We start from the raw sequence: 16,242 nt of genomic DNA on the forward strand, positions 1-16,242 counted from the left end.
CAAGCCAAGCCTATTGCGGGTCTAACCGGCCCCTACTAGGGGTCTAACCATGACCGACAAAGACCTGACAGATCGCAAGTTCTACCGCGCGGGCGAGGAAACCCGCTTTGCCGAAGGCGCGCCCGAGCGCACCCCGCAAACCGCCCATCCGGCGTACAAACTCGCCTTCCGCGACACTGATTTCCTGCTGCGCGACGAATTGCGCCCGGTGCGCTTCCAGCTTGAGCTGCTCAAGCCTGAAATGCTGCTCGACGAAGCGCGCGTGGGATCGACCCTGGTGATGTACGGATCGGCCCGCATCCCCAGCCCCGCGCAGGCCGAGGCGCGGATCGAGGCGGCGAAGAATGGCGACGAATGGGACCAGAAGGTCGCCGCCCGCCTCGCTGAAAAAGCGAAATATTATGACGAGGCCTACAAGCTCGCCCGCCTTGTCAGCGAAAAGGGCATTATCGAAAACGGCCTTCGCCAGTTTGTCGTCACCACCGGCGGCGGGCCTTCGATCATGGAGGCGGGCAATCGCGGCGCGTCGGACGCGGGCAGCGAATCCATCGGGCTCAACATCGTGCTGCCCCACGAACAGGCGCCCAACCCCTATGTGACGCCCTATCTCAGCTTCCAGTTCCACTATTTCGCGCTGCGCAAGATGCACTTCCTGCTGCGCGCCCGCGCGGTGGCGGTGTTCCCGGGCGGGTTCGGCACCTTCGACGAATTCTTCGAGCTCGTCACCCTGATCCAGACCGGCAAGATGAAGCCGATCCCGATCATCCTGTTCGGGCGTGACTTCTGGACACGTGTGGTGAATTTCGAGGCGCTGGCCGAAGAAGGCACGATCTCGAAAAGCGATCTCGACCTGTTCACCTGGTGCGAAACCGCCGAGGAGGCGTGGGATTGCATCGCGGATTTCTATGAGATCCGCGAGCCGTCCGATCTGACCGATTGATGCCCTAACGGCCCGTGGCCTGCGCCGAAACCGGGCGCCTGCTCGATCGCGCGCAGCACGAATTGCCGCCCCAGCCTGACCGCGTGTTCGAGCGGCTGTCCGTGGCCGAGCAGGGTCGCAATCGCTGACGACAGCGTGCAGCCTGTGCCGTGGGTGTGGGGCGTGTCGATGCGCGCGTGATCGAAGGCGACCGCCCTTGCACCGGGGACGATCAGCACATCGACGATCCGCTCGCTCTCGGCCTCCTCGACCCTATGTCCGCCCTTGGCCAGCACCGCCGTGCCGGTGGCTTCGGCGAGGTCGCACGCCGCGTCGATCATGTCCTGCTTGGAGACGAGCGGACGGCCCGCCAGCGCCGCCAGTTCTGGCAGGTTGGGCGTGATCAGCGTGGCGAGAGGAAACAGGCGTTGCCGCAGGGCTTCCACTGCCTCAGGCGCGATCAAGGCCGCGCCCGATGTCGCGATCATCACCGGATCGAGCACGACAGGCGCGCGCACGCCCTCCAGCGCGCCGGCGACATGACCGATCACGTCCTCGTCATGCAGCATCCCGATCTTCACCCCGTCCACGCCAATGTCGGCGATGCATGATGTGATCTGCTGCAACACCATCGCGCCGCTGACAGGCACAATGCCCTGCACGCCGACGGTGTTCTGCGCGGTGATGGCCGTCACCGCCGTCATGGCATAGCCGCCGAGCATGGTGATGGTCTTGATGTCGGCCTGCACCCCCGCACCGCCGGAGGAATCCGAACCGGCGATGGAGAGGATGCGGGGAGGGGGGGAGGTCATCATGTGCGGGCTATTAGCAAGGGTTGGCCGCGGGCGTCACACCTTTCGCACGTCCTGCCATCCCGGGCCGGGCCTCGACCTCGGCAGATCCCGCTCAGAAGGTCTCCACCGGCAGGGCGATGGTCACCACGCCGTCGCCGGGTTCCACCGGCGGCCCGGTGATGCCGTAGAGCGCATAGCCGTCCACCGGCGAGATCAGCCGTTCGACCTCCTTGCCGGTGTAGTCGCGGATCACGCCGATCAGCTCGCCCTTGGCCAGCGGGCGCGGGCGCGGGTCGGCGGGGTGGTAGATCCCGGCATGGTGCGCCGCGACCGAGGTGGTGCCGTCGAACAGCCGTGCAGGCGCTGCGGGCGCGGCAGGCGTGGCATCGCTCATGCCGAGGATCGCCAGCGCGTTTTCGACCCCGGCGACAATCGCGGCGACATGGCTTTCCTCGCGGCTGCCGTTCTGGCCGATCTCGATGAGGATCGTCGGCTTGCCCATGGCCACGCCCTGGCGGTTCAATGATCGACCGCTGTCGATCTGCGCCTGGGTTTCCATCGCATAGCGCACGATATTGGGAAAGCCGAAGCCCTGCGCGACCTTGAGCGCGAGCGGGAAATCCGTCGCGAGCGGCCCGCCATAGACGCCGATGAAGGCATCGAGGAATTCGGCCCCGTCGCCGCTGTGCACGTCCATCAGGAAGTCGCTGCGCGCCACCACTTCGCGCGCGATGAGGTCGGCGATGCGCTGGGTCTGGGTGCCTTGGGGGTCGCCGGGAAAGACGCGATTGAGGTTCTTGCGGTCAACCGGATTGACGTTGGGCGAGCGGCCTTCGAAGCCGTTGATGTTGGCAACACGCACCAGCACCAGCGTGCCGGCAAGCCGGGTGGGGTCGATCCGCTCGGCGAGCCGTTCAGCCGCGATGATCGAAGCGAATTCGAAGCCGTGGACGCCCGCCACCACCGCCAGCACCCGGCCCGGCTTTGCGCCGTGGATCACACTGACGGGAATGAAGGTCGCCGGGTCGCTGCCTTCCGGCACAGGAATGCGCAAATCGGTGCGGGTGCCGGGCGCGATGGTCTCTCCGGCGATAACGAAGGCTGGCGGCGCAGCGGCCTTGAGCGCCGGGGCGATGAACAGCAGCAGGGCGGCCCCGATCAGGTGCAGAAGCTTGGTCATTGCGCGGGATGGTAACGCGGCAGGTTCTCCAGCGCCACCGGGTTATAGGGCGGGTCACGGAACAGCAGCGGATAGTGGAAGGCGCGCAGTTCGCCATGGAAGGCGCGCACGCCGTCTTCATAGGCGATCATAGCGGGCGTATCGGTCCCAGCCAGCCGTTCAAAGCCGCGCTCGACCAGCGCCGTGGGGGAGAGCAGGGCGGCAAGCCCGGCGGCGCTGTCACGTGCCAGCCGCCCGTCGCGATAGGCGCGGGCGAGGGGCTCGGCCTGCATGTCGCCGACCCGCTGGAAGGCGTAATACCACTTCCATTCGAACGGCTTGGTGACTTCGGCCAGCGGCGCCCATTCGGGATGGCGGGCGATGAAGGGCTCCATGGTGGCTGCCTTGGGCTTGTCCCAGGCATCGTTCACCGCCTCGCGCTGGAGCATAAGGATTTCCGCACCATCGGGGACGGGAATGGCCGCCTCGATCGCAGCGCGCGAAACGGCCGGGACAACCAGAGCGAGCGCCAGCCACACCCCGACCAGCGCGGTCAGCATAACGGGCGGGGAGGCGGGCAGGCGGCCCTGCGCCGCGATGATCGCGCCCCAGATGGCCAGCCCGCCGATTACCAGTGCGCTCGCGATCAGCACGGGGCCAAGGCCAGCGCCCTCGATCGCCGCGCCGGTCCAGAAGGGCAGCAGCAGCGCCAGCGCCAGTCCCGCAAAACGTACGGCGGCGCGCGGGACCCACAGGCGCGCAGGCGCTCCGGCGGTGGCGACCAGCAGATCGTGCCGGCCTGCCACCCGCTCGCCCGCGCGCAGATCGTGCAGCAGCAGAATCAGCAACAGCGGTGCGACGGCGGCGGCGAGGAAAGCGAAATCGAACCGGCCAATCAGGCCGAAATCGGCATTGGCGGTGTCCGCTTCGTGGATCTGGCCTTCCAGCGCCAGCATCCGCACCCGGTGGAGCCAGGGCGCCGTGTCGCGCTGGCCCATCGCGGCAAAGGCGAAGTCGGACGGCGGGGCATAGGTCAGGTGGAACGCGCCATAGGCCGCGCCGCCCCAGTCCGACTGCTTGGAAATGGCATCGGCGCGGTCGCGCGCATCCTCTTCGAGCAAGGCCGCTATGGTCGCGCGTTGTTCGCGCACTTCGGCGATGCCGAAGCCGGTCGCCGCGGCCGAAAGCAGCAAGGCGAGCGCCAGCCACAAGGCAGCCCCCCGGTCACGGGCCAGGAACCGCGTCTCGCGCAGCAAGCCGTTCATGGCCCAAGCCTCCGCGCGCCCGCCACGATGATCCCGGTCAGCACCGTCAGCCAGCCCAGCAGCAGTGCCAGCGGCAGGGCGGCGCGGGCCGTGCGTTCGGCTGCCGGGTCAGGCGCGAAGCGGAAGGTGTCGAGCAGCCGCCAGGCGGCCGCATTGACCCGCGTACGCTGCTCCGCTTCGGGATCGGAGCTGCGGGCGGCATCGTCGGCGTAGCTCAGCCCGGTGGCGTGCAGATCATTTAGCCCCTGCACGAAATCGAAGCGCAGGGCCTCGCTCTGGCGCAGGAAACGGTGGTGGGTGGCAAGGTCGGTTCCCGCCAGCGTGCGCGAGGCCGCCCCCACGGCCAGCGTCGGCGAGGCAAGGCCGAACCATGTCACGATCCGCGATTGCGCCGCCTCGCGCGCCATGCGCTCTTCGGCATGGGCGTTCATCAGATCGGTCAGCTTCTTCTCGGCATGGCCCGCCACGACCCCGCGCCAGTTGATCGGAAGCTCCTCGACACTCTGTGCCTCGTATTGTTCGAGCACCTGCTTCTTGAGCGCCTCGAAGGCCGGATCGGCGGCGTTGTGACCATCGCCCAGCTTCCGCTCCTTGGCGAGCATCACAAGATCGCTCTCGATCTTGCCCGGCGCGTCGATGGCGGCGCTGGCGGCGTTGATACCGATGCGCGGCACGATCAGGGCAAGTGCCAGCCAGACGAAGACCAGCAGGCCGAGCGCGACGCTGCGCTGGCGCGTCCACAAGGATACGGCCAGCACCAGCGCCGCCCACACCGCAAGGTAGAGCGCATAGCCTGCCACCAGAAGTGCCGCGGCCAGTGGTGCCTCGCCCATGGCCACACCCCATAGGGCGAGCACCGCCACCGGCAGCAGCAGCACACCTGCCACCCCGGCAAGCGCCATCGCCTTGCCGCCTGCAAGCCGCAGGCCCGATTGTCCCTGGGCCAGCAGCACCGGCAGCGTTCCGCTCTCGCGCTCGCGCAGGATCACGCCGTGGCCGATGATGATCAGCAGCAGCGGGACGAGAAGTTGATAGAGATTGGCCGGGGTCAGCCCCGCAAACCCGCCCAGATCGGCAGCCGCACGGGTATCGGCAAACATCGCGGTGTTCTGGCGGTGGCCTTCAAGGAAGATCGATTGTCCCGTTACCGCGTCCACTCCCGGATCGAAGGCGGCGAGCGGCGGCGGGGTGCGGAAGGCGTAGTGGCCGTAATGCACCATCCGGTGCGGATGGCGATCGGGCTGGGCGAAGAAGGTTTCCTCCGCGCTTGCCTGCCGTGCAGTGCGACGCTCCGCCTCGTCAGCAACACGCAGGGCCGTCAGCGCACTGGTGGCGATGACCAATATTGCGACGATCAGTCCGGCCAGCAGCACCACCCGCGAGCGCGCCCACAGCCGCCATTCCTCACGCGCGATCCGGGCAAGGCTGCTCATGCCGCCTCCCGGGCGGCAAAGGCGGCGTGAACGGTTTCAGTGTCGATCCGCGCGCCCTCGACGCCCGCCTCGAAGCTTCCCACCAGCCGCCCGCCGCGCAGCAGGCCCACGCGGGTCGCCACCTGACACGCGCCATAGACATCATGCGTCACCATCAGCACCGTGCGCCCGGTCGCCGCCAGCGCCTTCACCATGTCGTGAAATTCGTCGATCGCAACCGGATCAAGGCCCGAAGTCGGCTCGTCCAGCAGCAGGATTGGCGTGTCGCGCAGCAGGGCGAGGGCAATCGCGGTCTTCTGCCGCATCCCCTTGGAATAGGACTGCATCCGCCGCCCGCGCGCCGCGGCAGGCAGAGCGACCTGATCGAGCGCAGCATCGAGCGCGGCCCGATCCACTTTGCGTCCCGCCAGTTCAAGGAAATAGCCGAGGTTCTCATATGCATCGAGATGTCCGTAAAGCGCGGCCGCCTCGGGGAGATAGGCGATCTGCGTGCGCGCGGCCTCGACATCCTCGGTGACGGGGCGTCCGCCAACCAGCACTTCGCCGCCCGAAGGCGCCAGAAAGCCGAGGAAGGTCAGGAGCGTCGTCGACTTGCCCGCCCCGTTGCCGCCGAGCAGCGCATAGACCTCGCCCGGATGGGCCGCAAAGGAGATATCGTCCAGCACCACTGCGCCATCGCGCGTGACGGATAGAGATCTGGCTTCGAGTGCGGGGTTCATCACAAGGGCCTTTGACAGGGTTCAGAAAGCGAAGCTGGCCGTCACGCGGGCATTGCGCGGCGTGCCGGGCTGCACCCAGAGCTGCGAGAAGGAATTGGCGTACCAGGTGGTATCGAACAGGTTGTCGATATCCAACCTGAGGCGGATCCCGGAGGCCAGTTCAGCCTCGGCAAACAGGCGCGCGAGGGTATAGGCAGGCAGTTCGAAGGTGGTGCCGGCCTCGCCCAGCCGTTCACCCACGTGCAGCACCCCGCCGCCGAACCGCACATCGCGCGCGGCGATCTGCGTGGAATAGGCGAGCTGCACATTGAGCGTGTGTTCGGGGACGTTGATCAGCCGGTCGCCCGCGCGGATCGGACGAGCGAAATCGGGATCGGCCACGTCGTTCTCGATTTCGGCATCGACATAGGCGTAGGACACCCACAGGTCGAGCCCGGGGGCAATCTCGCCCTCAAGGTCGAATTCGAAGCCCCGGCTCTGCGCCTCGCCGCCCGCGATGGTGAAACCGGCGTTGACCGGATCGGCAACCAGGATGTTGCCCTGCTGGATCGAGAACACGCTGGCGGTGGCGGTCAGGCGGCCATTGGCGGCGGCGTATTTGATGCCTGCTTCAAGGCTTTCGGACTGGTTGGGATCAAACGCATTGCCGGCGAAATCCGCGCCGGTCAGGGGCCGGAAATTTTCGCCATAGGTGGCATAAAGCGAGACTTCGGGGGTCGCCCGCCAAACAGCGCCGACCTGCGGGCTGAAGCGGTTTTCGCCGGTGCGCGATACTTGCCCGTTGGCACGGTTGGTGAGGCGCTGGTCGTAATCGTCGTAACGCCCGCCGATGCGCAGCTCGAAGCTTTCGGAAAAGCCGATCTGGTACTGGGCATAGATGCCGGTCGCCTTCTGCACCTCGACCCGGTCAGTGAGCGGGGTGGGGTTCGGCAAGGGAAACCGGCCATAGACGGGATTGAAGATGTCGATTGCCTGAAGCTGCTGTTCGGTCGGGTTGCTGGCGAGGCTTGGGGCGCGGGCGCGCAGGAACACCTGATCGTTCTCGAAGCGGTCGGTGTCCGCCCCGATTAGCACACGGTGATTGATGTCGCCTGTCATGAAGTTCCCTGCCAGTTCGGCGCGGGCAACGAAATAGGTCGCATCATAATCGCGCGAACGGCGCTGACGGGTCAGCGTGCGCCCGTCGCGGAAAAGCTGCTGGCGGCTGCCGGTCAGCTCGGCCTCGGTCGAAGTGCCGGAAAGCGAGGTGTCGCGGTAGTTGATCCCGACCAGCGCGCTCCAATTGTCCGAGAAATCGTGCTGCAATTCGATCTGGTGGCCCAGCACTTCGGCGATGTTCGGCCCTTCGCCAGGTTCGCCGAGGAAGCGGCTGCGCGGGATCAGGCCAAGTTCTCCATTGACCGCGACGACCCCGCGATCGAAGGGGATTTCCTGACGGGCATATTCCAGTTCGTAAACCACGCGGGTCGCCTCGCCGAGCTTCGCCGCAACCGAGGGCATGAAGCCAAAACGCCGGGTTTCGACCGTGTCGCGGAAGCTGCCCGCGTCCTCGTAGAAGCCGACAAAGCGCACGCCGACAGCATCGCCGAGGGTCGTCTGCAGGTCGGCATCGGCGCGCCAGGTGTCGAAGGAACCGGCCAGCAGGCGGATTTCACCCGCGCTTTCGAACTTCGGGCGTTTGGTGACGAGGTTGACGGTGCCGCCCGGCTCGCCGCGTCCGAACACGGCGGCGCGCGGGCCTTTCAGGATCTCGACTGCTTCGATCCCCGACATGTCGCGCGGGCCTGCAAACCCGCGTCCGGCATTGAAGCCGTTGACGAGATAGTTGCTGGGCAGGTTCTCGTCCCCCACGAAGCCGCGCACAGCAAAGGCGTTCCACAGTCCGCCGAAATTGTTCTGCCGCGCAATCGAAGCTGAAAGGTCGAGCACCGCGTTCAGATCCAGCGCATTGATGTCCCGCAGCAGTTGCGGGCCGATCACCTGTTCGGCCTGCGGAACTTCCAGCGCGTCGAACTCGCCGCGATAGGCTGGGCGGGTGGCGGTGACGAGCAGGCCATTGTCGGGGGCAGCCTCCGCTTCGGCCTCAGCTTCGGCAGACGTCGCCGTCCCGGCGAGCAGGGGCGCGGCGAGCGCGATGATCGAGGCACCCAGAAGTGGCCCGGCAAGACCGGTGCGAAATGGCTTCATTGCAGATCCTTACGAGAAAGTGGCAGGCGCCGGACAGGATCCGCACGCGACCGAGGGATGTTATTTTGTCTCACGCGGTAGGCATCCGACATTGCCCTGTCAATCGCTCTCGGCGCGCGCCATCCATCAGGCTTGGCGGGGGTATCTGCGGGTGGTGGATGGGGGGTATTGCGCGTGGAGCGCCTTGGCACGCGTCGGGCGGTCCATCAGCTCGCCGCCGCAATTGGGGCAGCGGTCATCGAGGTCTTCGGCACATTCGGCGCAGAAGGTGCATTCGAACGAGCAGATGAAGGCGCCGGGCGCCTCGGCGGGCAGCAGCACGCCGCAGGTTTCGCAATCGGGCCGCATTTCGAGCATCTTGCGTTCTCCTTTGATCCGTTCGCCTCGAGCGAAGTCGAGAGGCCTTGGTGCTGGGTGTCTCGACTGCGCTCGACACGAACGGATGTAGTTCTAGACCGCCGCGCGCACGGCCTCGCAAATGGCATCGACCACCTGCTCAACCTGTGCCTGATCATCGCCTTCGGCCATGACGCGGATCACCGGTTCGGTGCCGGAGGGACGGATCACCAGGCGACCCTTGCCGGCGAGAGACGCTTCGGCTTCGGCGATGACGGCCTTGACGTTCGCGTTCTCCAACGGCTTGCCACCGTCATAGCGCACGTTCTTGAGCAGTTGCGGCACCGGATCGAAGACGTGGAGCAGTTCGCTCGCCGGCTTGCCCGAGCGCACCAGGCTCGCCAGCACCCGCAGCGCCGCAACGGTGCCATCGCCGGTGGTGGCATAGTCGAGCAGGATCATATGGCCCGATTGCTCGCCGCCGACATTGTATCCGCCCGCCTTCATCGCTTCGAGCACGTAGCGGTCACCCACCTTGGCGCGCACCAGATCAAGGCCGCGGGCATTGAGGTAGCGTTCGAGCCCGAGATTGCTCATCACCGTCGCCACGATCCCGCCGCCCCTCAGGCTGCCGCGATCCTGCATCCGGCCCGCGATCAACGCCATGATCTGGTCGCCGTCGACCGCGCGGCCCTTTTCGTCGACCACGATCAGCCGGTCAGCATCGCCATCCAGCGCAATGCCGATATCCGCGCCTTCCTCGACCACCTTGGCCTGGAGCGCGGCAATCGCGGTCGAGCCGACCCCGTCGTTGATATTGGTACCATTGGGCGTGACCCCGATCGCGACCACCTCCGCGCCCAGTTCCCAGATCGCGCTGGGCGCCACCTGATAGGCCGCGCCATTGGCGCAATCGACCACCACCTTGAGGCCATCGAACCTGAGTTCGGCGGCCACCGACTGCTTCACCGCGTGGATATAGCGTCCGCGCGCATCCTCGATCCGGCGCGCGCGGCCGATCTTCTCGGCGGGGACGAGGGGGATATCGGTTTCCATCAATCGCTCGATCTCGGCCTCGGCTTCGTCCGACAGCTTGAAGCCGTCGGGGCCGAACAGCTTGATGCCGTTGTCGGCGAAGGGATTGTGGCTGGCCGAGATCATCACGCCGAGATCCGCGCGCATTTCGCGCGTCAGCAGGGCAATGGCAGGGGTGGGGAGCGGCCCGGTCATGATCACGTCGATCCCGACGCTGGTGAAACCTGCCACCAGCGCGCTCTCCATCATGTAGCCCGACAGGCGCGTGTCCTTGCCGATTACGACCCGATGCCGGTGGCCGCCGCGCACGAAATGGCGGCCTGCTGCCTGCCCCACCTTCATCGCGGTCGCCGCAGTCATCGCCCCTGCATTGGTGCGGCCTCTGATCCCGTCCGTCCCGAACAGCTTGCGTCCCATGAATTCCCCTGCCCCGTCGTGCCAGCATGATTGTCTCGCGCTTCTGGCGCGGTTATCGCCCAAAGGGAAGGGCGCGAGGCCCGTTTAAGGATAGGCCATTGCTGGAAAGTGAAGACCCGGGCGCAGGGACGGGCAAGTTTGCGCTGGTATCGATCCGCCTGCCGGTGGCGCTCACCTTTGCAGCGCTTGTCGGCGGACTTGGCGCCGGGATCATCGGTGCGGCGGCCGGGGCGCCGCAGAGCCTGAGCGACATCGCCGCGCTGATCGGCGGGCTGTGGCTGCGCGCCTTGCAGATGACCATCATCCCGCTGGTCGCGGCGCTGCTGGTGCTGGGTCTGGTGCAGATGATCATCGCCGCGCGGGTCGGCACGGTCGCGCGCCGCATGCTGCTGATCATGGTCGTAGCGCAGCTGGCAGGCGGTGCCTTCACCGCGATCGCCATGCCCGCCTTGCTCGCCGCCTTCCCGGTACCGGAGGGCGCGAGCGCGTTCCTGGCGCAGACGCCTTCCGACGTGGGCGAAGTGCCAAAGGTGCTGGACTTCATGGCCTCGCTGGTCTCGCCCAATATCATCGCCGCCGCTGCCGAGACGGCCATGCTGCCACTGACGCTGTTCTTCGTGATGTTCGCCGTCGCCATCACCCGGCTGCCCGAAGATCAGGGGGAACGGCTGCTGGGGTTCTTCCACGCACTGGGCAATGTCATGCTGCTGATCATCGGCTGGGTGCTCGCTGTCGCGCCCGTCGGCGTCTTCGCGCTGGCATACGGCGTGGGTGTGCAGAGCGGAGGCGGGGCCTTTGCCGCGCTTGGTCACTATGTCCTTACCGTAACCGCGATGGGGACGTTCGTGCTGGTGCTGGCCTATGGGGTCGCAGCCGGGCCGGGACGCACCGGCCTGTTGCGCTTTGCCGGAGCGGTGCTGCCCGCGCAGGCGGTGGCGCTTTCGACCCAGTCCTCGCTCGCCAGCCTGCCGGCCATGCTCGACAGCGCGGGGCGGCTGTCCTTGCGCGCCTCGACCGCCGAATTCGTCCTGCCGCTGGCAGTGGTGATCTTCCGTGCGACGTCTTCGGCGATGAACCTTGCGGTGGTCTATTACATCGCCGCGCTCGCCGGGATCGAGATCCCGCCGAGCATCGCTGTTGCGGGCATCCTGATCGCCGCAGTCATCAGCCTTTCGGCGGTCAGCCTGCCCGGATCGATCAGCTTTGTCGTCTCGATCGGGCCGATCGCGCTGGCGATGGGCGTGCCGGTCGAGCCGCTGGCGTTGCTGGTCGCGGTCGAGATGCTGCCCGATCTGATGCGCACGCTGGGCAATGTCACGATGAACGTCGCTGTCACAAGCGCGGTTGACCGCGCCGCAGGTGAAGCTAACGGCGCAAGCTGACGTTGCAGCCTTGACGCTGCAACCCTTCGCCCACATCTGCGTTGCTGCTAAAGACCCGCTGCAATCATTCAACGCCCCTTGGAGGACACCCATGGCTTTCGCACTTTCCCCGCTGCCCTATGCCGACACCGCTCTGGAACCGGCGATCTCGGCCGAGACACTGTCGTTCCACCACGGCAAGCATCACCAGACTTACGTGGACAAGATGAATGCCGCGATCGAAGGCACGCCCCACGCCGACGCCTCGCTCGAAGCGATTATCGCCGCCTCGCGCGGGACCAATCAAGGCCTGTTCAACAACTCGGCCCAGACCTGGAACCACGCCTTCTACTGGCACTCGATGGCGGCCGAAACCACCGCGCCTTCGGATGAACTGGTCGCCAAGATCAACGACGCCTTTGGCTCGGTCGACGCGCTGAAGCAGCAGCTGAAGGACCGCGGCGTAGGCCACTTCGCCAGCGGCTGGGTGTGGCTGGCCGAGAAGGACGGCAAGCTCAGCATCGAGGAAACCCACGATGCCGACACGCTCGCCGACAGCGGCTTCAACCCGCTGCTGGTGCTCGACGTGTGGGAGCACGCCTATTACCTCGATCACCAGAACAAGCGCCCGGCCTATCTGGATGCCGTGGTCGAGAACAAGCTCAACTGGGCCTTCGCGAGCGAAAACCTCGCGCGCGGAACGGTGTGGACTTACGCCTAAGTCTGTTCTGAACGGATAAGAGGAAGGCCCGGGGCAGCGATGCTTCGGGCCTTTTTCGTATCAGTCCCGCGAACTCACCCCGTTGCCGGATGCCACCGTATCCAATTCTTCGAGGATCGCGGCGTGGGCCACGTCGTCATCAGTGGAGCGCCTCGGGATAGCGCCATTGGCCAGCATTTCGGTAAGCGCGGCACGGGCGCGGCCCACCCGGCTCTTGATCGTGCCGACCGCGCAGCCGCAGATGGCGGCGGCCTCTTCATAGGAAAAGCCGCCCGCGCCCACCAGCAGCAGCGCCTCGCGCCGTTCGGCGGGCAGGGTCAGCAGCGCGCGGTGCAGGTCGGACAGATGGATCGGTTCTTCCTGCCCGGCGGGCGCGGTGAGGATGCGTTCGGCCACGCCTTCGTCATATTCGCCGCGAAAGCGGTTGCGGCGCATGTCGGTGAGATAGGCGTTGCGCAGGATCACGAAGGTCCAGGCGCGCATCGAGGTGCCGGGTTCGAAGCGGTCCTGCGCGGCCCATGCCTTGAGCAGGGTTTCCTGCACCAGATCATCGGCCAGATCAGGCCGACCGCAAAGGCCGCGCGCAAAGGCGCGCAGATGCGGGACGACCTGTGTCAGCTCGCGCTTGAAATCGGACTTTTCGCTTGCCGAGCGTGTGTCGCCTGAACGGCTGCCGTCGCTCATCGGCTCTGATCCTGCCCGCTGGCACCCTTGCCGCCTGGCGGGGGCGCATCGAGCCGGTCGAGCAAGTCCTTGAAGCTGTCGGGCAGGTCTTCCTCGACCACCGAATCATAAAGCTGCTTGAGGCCGTCCGCCCATTCCGGCGGGCGCTGGCCAGCGCGGTTGCCCGCTCCGCCGTTCTTGCCGCTCTGTCCGTGATTCGAGGCCATTTTGCTCGATCCGCCCTTGGTCCCAGTGTCCGATCCCGCTGCGGAACCCCTTCCCGCTGGTCGATCAGGACAACGGTTTGGACGATTCGGGAACGATGCGCTACCTGTTTGGTTCCGCCCGTGGTCGCTGCGTCCCGCTCTGCGTCACCGACGGGACACGGCACAGGCAGGAATTTCGCATCATCGAACCCTTCGCGCTCAGCCCTGATGCCGATCCGGTCGGCCCGCCACCACCGCCGCAATCGGGGCGGGCGCGGCGTTGGCTCGTGCTTTATCCGCGCGCCATCCCGTTGGTGATATTTCTCGCGCTGGCGGCCATCACTGCGCTCAGCGTGTTTGCCATCGAAAGCAATGCCCGCGCCCGCGAACGGGCGGTGATGCGGGAATATGCGCAAGGCGTGGCCGCCGCGCTGGATCGCAGCGGCAGCGGGTTTTCATCATATCTGCGCGCCGGAGCGGCGCTGTTCGCCAGTGTCGAGGAAGTCAGCCCCGAGACCTTCGACAGCTTCGTGCGTGCGCTGAAACTCAACACCGATTACTCGGGTGCGGAGGGGATCGGCTGGATCCCGGTGATCGAGGCACGCGACATAGATGCCTTCCTCGCTCGCACCCGCCTGCGTCAGCCTGCTTTCCCCGATATCTACCCCCGGCCCGCCAGCGCAACCGGACGAATTGCGCCGGTGACGATGTTCGCCCCCGCCAATTCCCGCAACCGCCGCGCCTTGGGCTATGACATGTATTCCGAACCCGCCCGCGCCGCCGCGATGGCCGAAGCGGAGGTGACCTTGCGCCCGGCTGCATCGGGGCGAATAGTCCTGGTGCAGGAAACCAGCGGCACTGCCCCCGCCTTTGCGATCTACATGCCGGTGTTTCGCAAGGCCGACAGTGCGGGGGAGCGCCCGCTGGCAGGCTTCGTCTACACGCCCTTCCGCGCCCGCGAGTTCCTCGATTCGGCGATTGATCGCGAAGGTGCCTCGCGTTTCGGCGTGCGGCTGTATGATGGTGAGCCGAGCACCGGACACCTGCTGGTCGCCCATTCGATCAGCGATGCCGCCAAGGAAACCGTGGCCCAGGAAGTCACGATTGCCGATCGCAAGCTGATGCTGGTCGTCGAAAGTGCTGATGCGCAGGTGCTCTCGCCACTGTCGATGGTGACCTTGCTGTTCGGGCTGGCCTTGGCGAGCCTGTTGATGCTCCTCGCAAGGCTGCTGACCCAGCAGGCGTTCGAGGACCAGGCGCGGCTGGCCTTCTTCGAGGAACAGCATTCGATCCGCAACTCCTTGACCCGCGAACTCAACCACAGGGTGAAGAACACGCTGGCGAACGTCCTGTCGATCCTGTCGCTGACCCGCCGCCGGGCAAGCGGGCTCGATGACTTTGCCGATAGCCTCGAAGGGCGCATCCGCGCGCTTTCGGCGACGCATGACCTGCTGACCGTTACCGATTGGGGTACAACCCCGATCCGCGCCGTGATCGAGGCAGAGCTCCAGCATTTCCGTGCCGTGCTGGATGATGCGATCCTGCTGGATGGCCCGGAGCTGGAACTGGCACCCAATGATGCATTATCCTTCGGGCTTGCCGTGCATGAACTGGCCACCAACGCTGCCAAGTATGGCGCGCTGAGTGTTGCGGGCGGGAATGTGACGATCCGCTGGCGCCGGGTCGAAGGGGGCGCGAACGAGACCCCGCTTGCCGAGGTCGAATGGCAGGAAACCGGCGGGCCGCCTGTCGCGTCCGAACGTCGCCGAGGGTTCGGCACAGAGCTGATCGAGAAGGTCGTGGCGCACGAATTGCGCCAGCCGGTGACACTCGATTTCGCGCCATCAGGCGTGCGGTGCGTGCTGCATGTGCCTGTGCGTCGCCCGGCTGACTTCCGGATCCGCGAAAAGGAAGCGGATCGCCGGGTGAAGAAGAAGTAGTTTCAGGCCACCTTGGGTCGCGGGAGGTCTGCATCGCGCAACAGCGCGATCACAAATCAAAGAGGTCTGGTCGATCCGAAGAACAGCGCCTGGCTGATCGCCGCGCGCACGGTGGCCTCCTGGAACGGCTTGGTCACCAGATAGGTTGGCTCGGGCCGGTCGCCGGTCAGCAGGCGTTCGGGATAGGCGGTGATGAAGATCACCGGCATCGAGCCAACCCCTAGGATGTCGTCCACCGCATCGAGCCCCGATGAACCATCGGCGAGCTGGATATCGGCCAGCACCAGCCCCGGCATTGCTTCAGCCACCGCTGCGCGGGCCTGGGTCCGGGTTGCCGCCGTGCCGCTGACCGTGTGACCGAGGCCAGTGACGAGGTCTTCGAGTTGCATGGCGATCAGCGGTTCGTCCTCGATGATCAGCACGCTGGTGGTCTGCTCCCGCTCGATCTCGGCGATGGCTTCGGCAACAAGCGCGTCGACCTCGGCTTGGGAGCGATCGAGGATCGTGGCGGCTTCGGCTGCGGTGAAATCTTCAAGTGTGGTCAGCAGCAGCGCCTGCCGCGCTGGCGGCGTGATCACCCCCAGCCGCGCCTGTGCGCCCGCTTCATGCTCGCTGGTGGCACTGCCCGCCGCCGCCGCGCCCGATGCGCTCGACCAGACCTTGCTGAAGGCGCGATAGAGCGGCACGCGTCCGCCGGACAGGCTCGCCTTCAGTTCCTCATCCGCGAGGACGGCTTCGAGCATCTCGCGCACATAGGCATCGCCGCTCGCCTGCGATCCGGTAAGCGCGCGGGCATAGCGGCGCAGGAAGGGCAGGTTGGCCGCGATCTGGCTGGCAAGAGACATGAGGCACCTTTGGCTGCGTGGAACGGGGCTGGCGAGGTATCAATCGATTCGAGGCCATAGCGGTTCCCCGCCTCGCCGTCGCGCCTATCCCGCAATATACTGGATTCACGAAATAATCGGATAGTTTCCCCCACGGCGAAAAAAAATTTTCAGAGCCTGGGAACCGTGTGCAGGGCCGATCATTATGCATTTGTCACCGCCGAGACCCCCCTCCCGTCCAAGCGGCTGGTGATACGATCCCG

Annotated in this window: 15 protein-coding genes; 4 read left to right on the top strand and 11 right to left on the bottom strand. The window is 66.2% G+C overall.

Translation table 11 applies throughout. The annotated features are described in order from the left end of the window. The first annotated feature begins 49 nt into the window (after positions 1 to 49). Entirely contained in the window at positions 50 to 940 is an 891-nt protein-coding gene (locus CHX26_RS04815; protein ID WP_104941400.1) for an LOG family protein, read from the top strand. On the opposite strand, the gene thiD is transcribed toward CHX26_RS04815, so the two are convergent. From thiD to glmM, 8 genes are all read right to left on the bottom strand, one after another. Beyond that, positions 904 to 1,734 (bottom strand): bifunctional hydroxymethylpyrimidine kinase/phosphomethylpyrimidine kinase, encoded by an 831-nt coding sequence (gene thiD / locus CHX26_RS04820; RefSeq protein ID WP_172449704.1) that lies wholly within the window; start codon positions 1,732 to 1,734, stop codon positions 904 to 906. The two genes, CHX26_RS04815 and thiD, sit on opposite strands and share 37 nt — an antisense overlap. A 91-nt stretch (positions 1,735 to 1,825) precedes the next feature. Further along, the gene (locus CHX26_RS04825; RefSeq protein ID WP_104941401.1) at positions 1,826 to 2,893 is read right to left on the bottom strand and encodes a M14 family metallopeptidase; all 1,068 of its coding nucleotides are present in this window, start codon (positions 2,891 to 2,893) and stop codon (positions 1,826 to 1,828) included. Then, positions 2,890 to 4,137 (bottom strand): DUF3526 domain-containing protein, encoded by a 1,248-nt coding sequence (locus CHX26_RS04830; RefSeq protein WP_199797843.1) that lies wholly within the window; start codon positions 4,135 to 4,137, stop codon positions 2,890 to 2,892. The genes CHX26_RS04825 and CHX26_RS04830 overlap by 4 nt, the downstream gene beginning before the upstream one ends. After that, entirely contained in the window at positions 4,134 to 5,570 is a 1,437-nt protein-coding gene (locus CHX26_RS04835; RefSeq protein WP_104941402.1) for a DUF3526 domain-containing protein, read from the bottom strand. Before CHX26_RS04835 ends, CHX26_RS04830 begins: the two co-directional genes overlap by 4 nt. Then, complete coding sequence (locus tag CHX26_RS04840) at positions 5,567 to 6,289, bottom strand: ABC transporter ATP-binding protein (protein ID WP_104941403.1); 723 nt, start codon at positions 6,287 to 6,289, stop codon at positions 5,567 to 5,569. The genes CHX26_RS04835 and CHX26_RS04840 overlap by 4 nt, the downstream gene beginning before the upstream one ends. Before the next feature lie 21 nt (positions 6,290 to 6,310). After that, complete coding sequence (locus CHX26_RS04845) at positions 6,311 to 8,476, bottom strand: TonB-dependent siderophore receptor (RefSeq protein WP_104941404.1); 2,166 nt, start codon at positions 8,474 to 8,476, stop codon at positions 6,311 to 6,313. A 126-nt stretch (positions 8,477 to 8,602) separates the two neighbouring features. Continuing rightward, a complete protein-coding gene (locus CHX26_RS04850; RefSeq protein WP_104941405.1) occupies positions 8,603 to 8,833 on the bottom strand; it encodes a DUF1272 domain-containing protein in 231 nt (76 codons plus the stop codon). A 93-nt stretch (positions 8,834 to 8,926) separates the two neighbouring features. Then, positions 8,927 to 10,264, bottom strand: coding sequence for a phosphoglucosamine mutase (gene glmM / locus CHX26_RS04855; RefSeq protein ID WP_104941406.1), 1,338 nt, complete (start codon positions 10,262 to 10,264; stop codon positions 8,927 to 8,929). A gap of 98 nt (positions 10,265 to 10,362) precedes the next feature. On the opposite strand from glmM, the gene CHX26_RS04860 reads away from it, so the two are divergent. Together CHX26_RS04860 and CHX26_RS04865 are read left to right on the top strand one after the other, a co-directional pair. Continuing rightward, positions 10,363 to 11,646 (top strand): dicarboxylate/amino acid:cation symporter, encoded by a 1,284-nt coding sequence (locus CHX26_RS04860; RefSeq protein ID WP_233997277.1) that lies wholly within the window; start codon positions 10,363 to 10,365, stop codon positions 11,644 to 11,646. A gap of 91 nt (positions 11,647 to 11,737) precedes the next feature. Continuing rightward, positions 11,738 to 12,346, top strand: coding sequence for a superoxide dismutase (locus CHX26_RS04865; RefSeq protein WP_104941408.1), 609 nt, complete (start codon positions 11,738 to 11,740; stop codon positions 12,344 to 12,346). 60 nt (positions 12,347 to 12,406) lie between these two features. Here CHX26_RS04865 and CHX26_RS04870 read toward each other — a convergent pair whose 3' ends face one another. Both CHX26_RS04870 and CHX26_RS04875 read right to left on the bottom strand, forming a co-directional pair. Next, positions 12,407 to 13,030 carry a sigma-70 family RNA polymerase sigma factor gene (locus tag CHX26_RS04870; protein WP_104941409.1) on the bottom strand — a complete coding sequence of 208 codons (624 nt, stop codon included), beginning with the start codon at positions 13,028 to 13,030 and terminating at the stop codon, positions 12,407 to 12,409. Further along, the gene (locus tag CHX26_RS04875; RefSeq protein ID WP_104941410.1) at positions 13,027 to 13,236 is read right to left on the bottom strand and encodes a NepR family anti-sigma factor; all 210 of its coding nucleotides are present in this window, start codon (positions 13,234 to 13,236) and stop codon (positions 13,027 to 13,029) included. Before CHX26_RS04875 ends, CHX26_RS04870 begins: the two co-directional genes overlap by 4 nt. Positions 13,237 to 13,331: 95 nt before the next feature. On the opposite strand from CHX26_RS04875, the gene CHX26_RS04880 reads away from it, so the two are divergent. Then, a complete protein-coding gene (locus tag CHX26_RS04880) occupies positions 13,332 to 15,155 on the top strand; it encodes a CHASE domain-containing protein (RefSeq protein WP_104943261.1) in 1,824 nt (607 codons plus the stop codon). Between the two features lie 56 nt (positions 15,156 to 15,211). On the opposite strand, the gene CHX26_RS04885 is transcribed toward CHX26_RS04880, so the two are convergent. Further along, positions 15,212 to 16,000, bottom strand: coding sequence for a response regulator (locus CHX26_RS04885; RefSeq protein WP_104941411.1), 789 nt, complete (start codon positions 15,998 to 16,000; stop codon positions 15,212 to 15,214). Positions 16,001 to 16,242 lie beyond the last annotated feature (242 nt).

The organism is Porphyrobacter sp. HT-58-2 (genome assembly GCF_002952215.1).
Taxonomy (GTDB): Bacteria; Pseudomonadota; Alphaproteobacteria; order Sphingomonadales; family Sphingomonadaceae; genus Erythrobacter.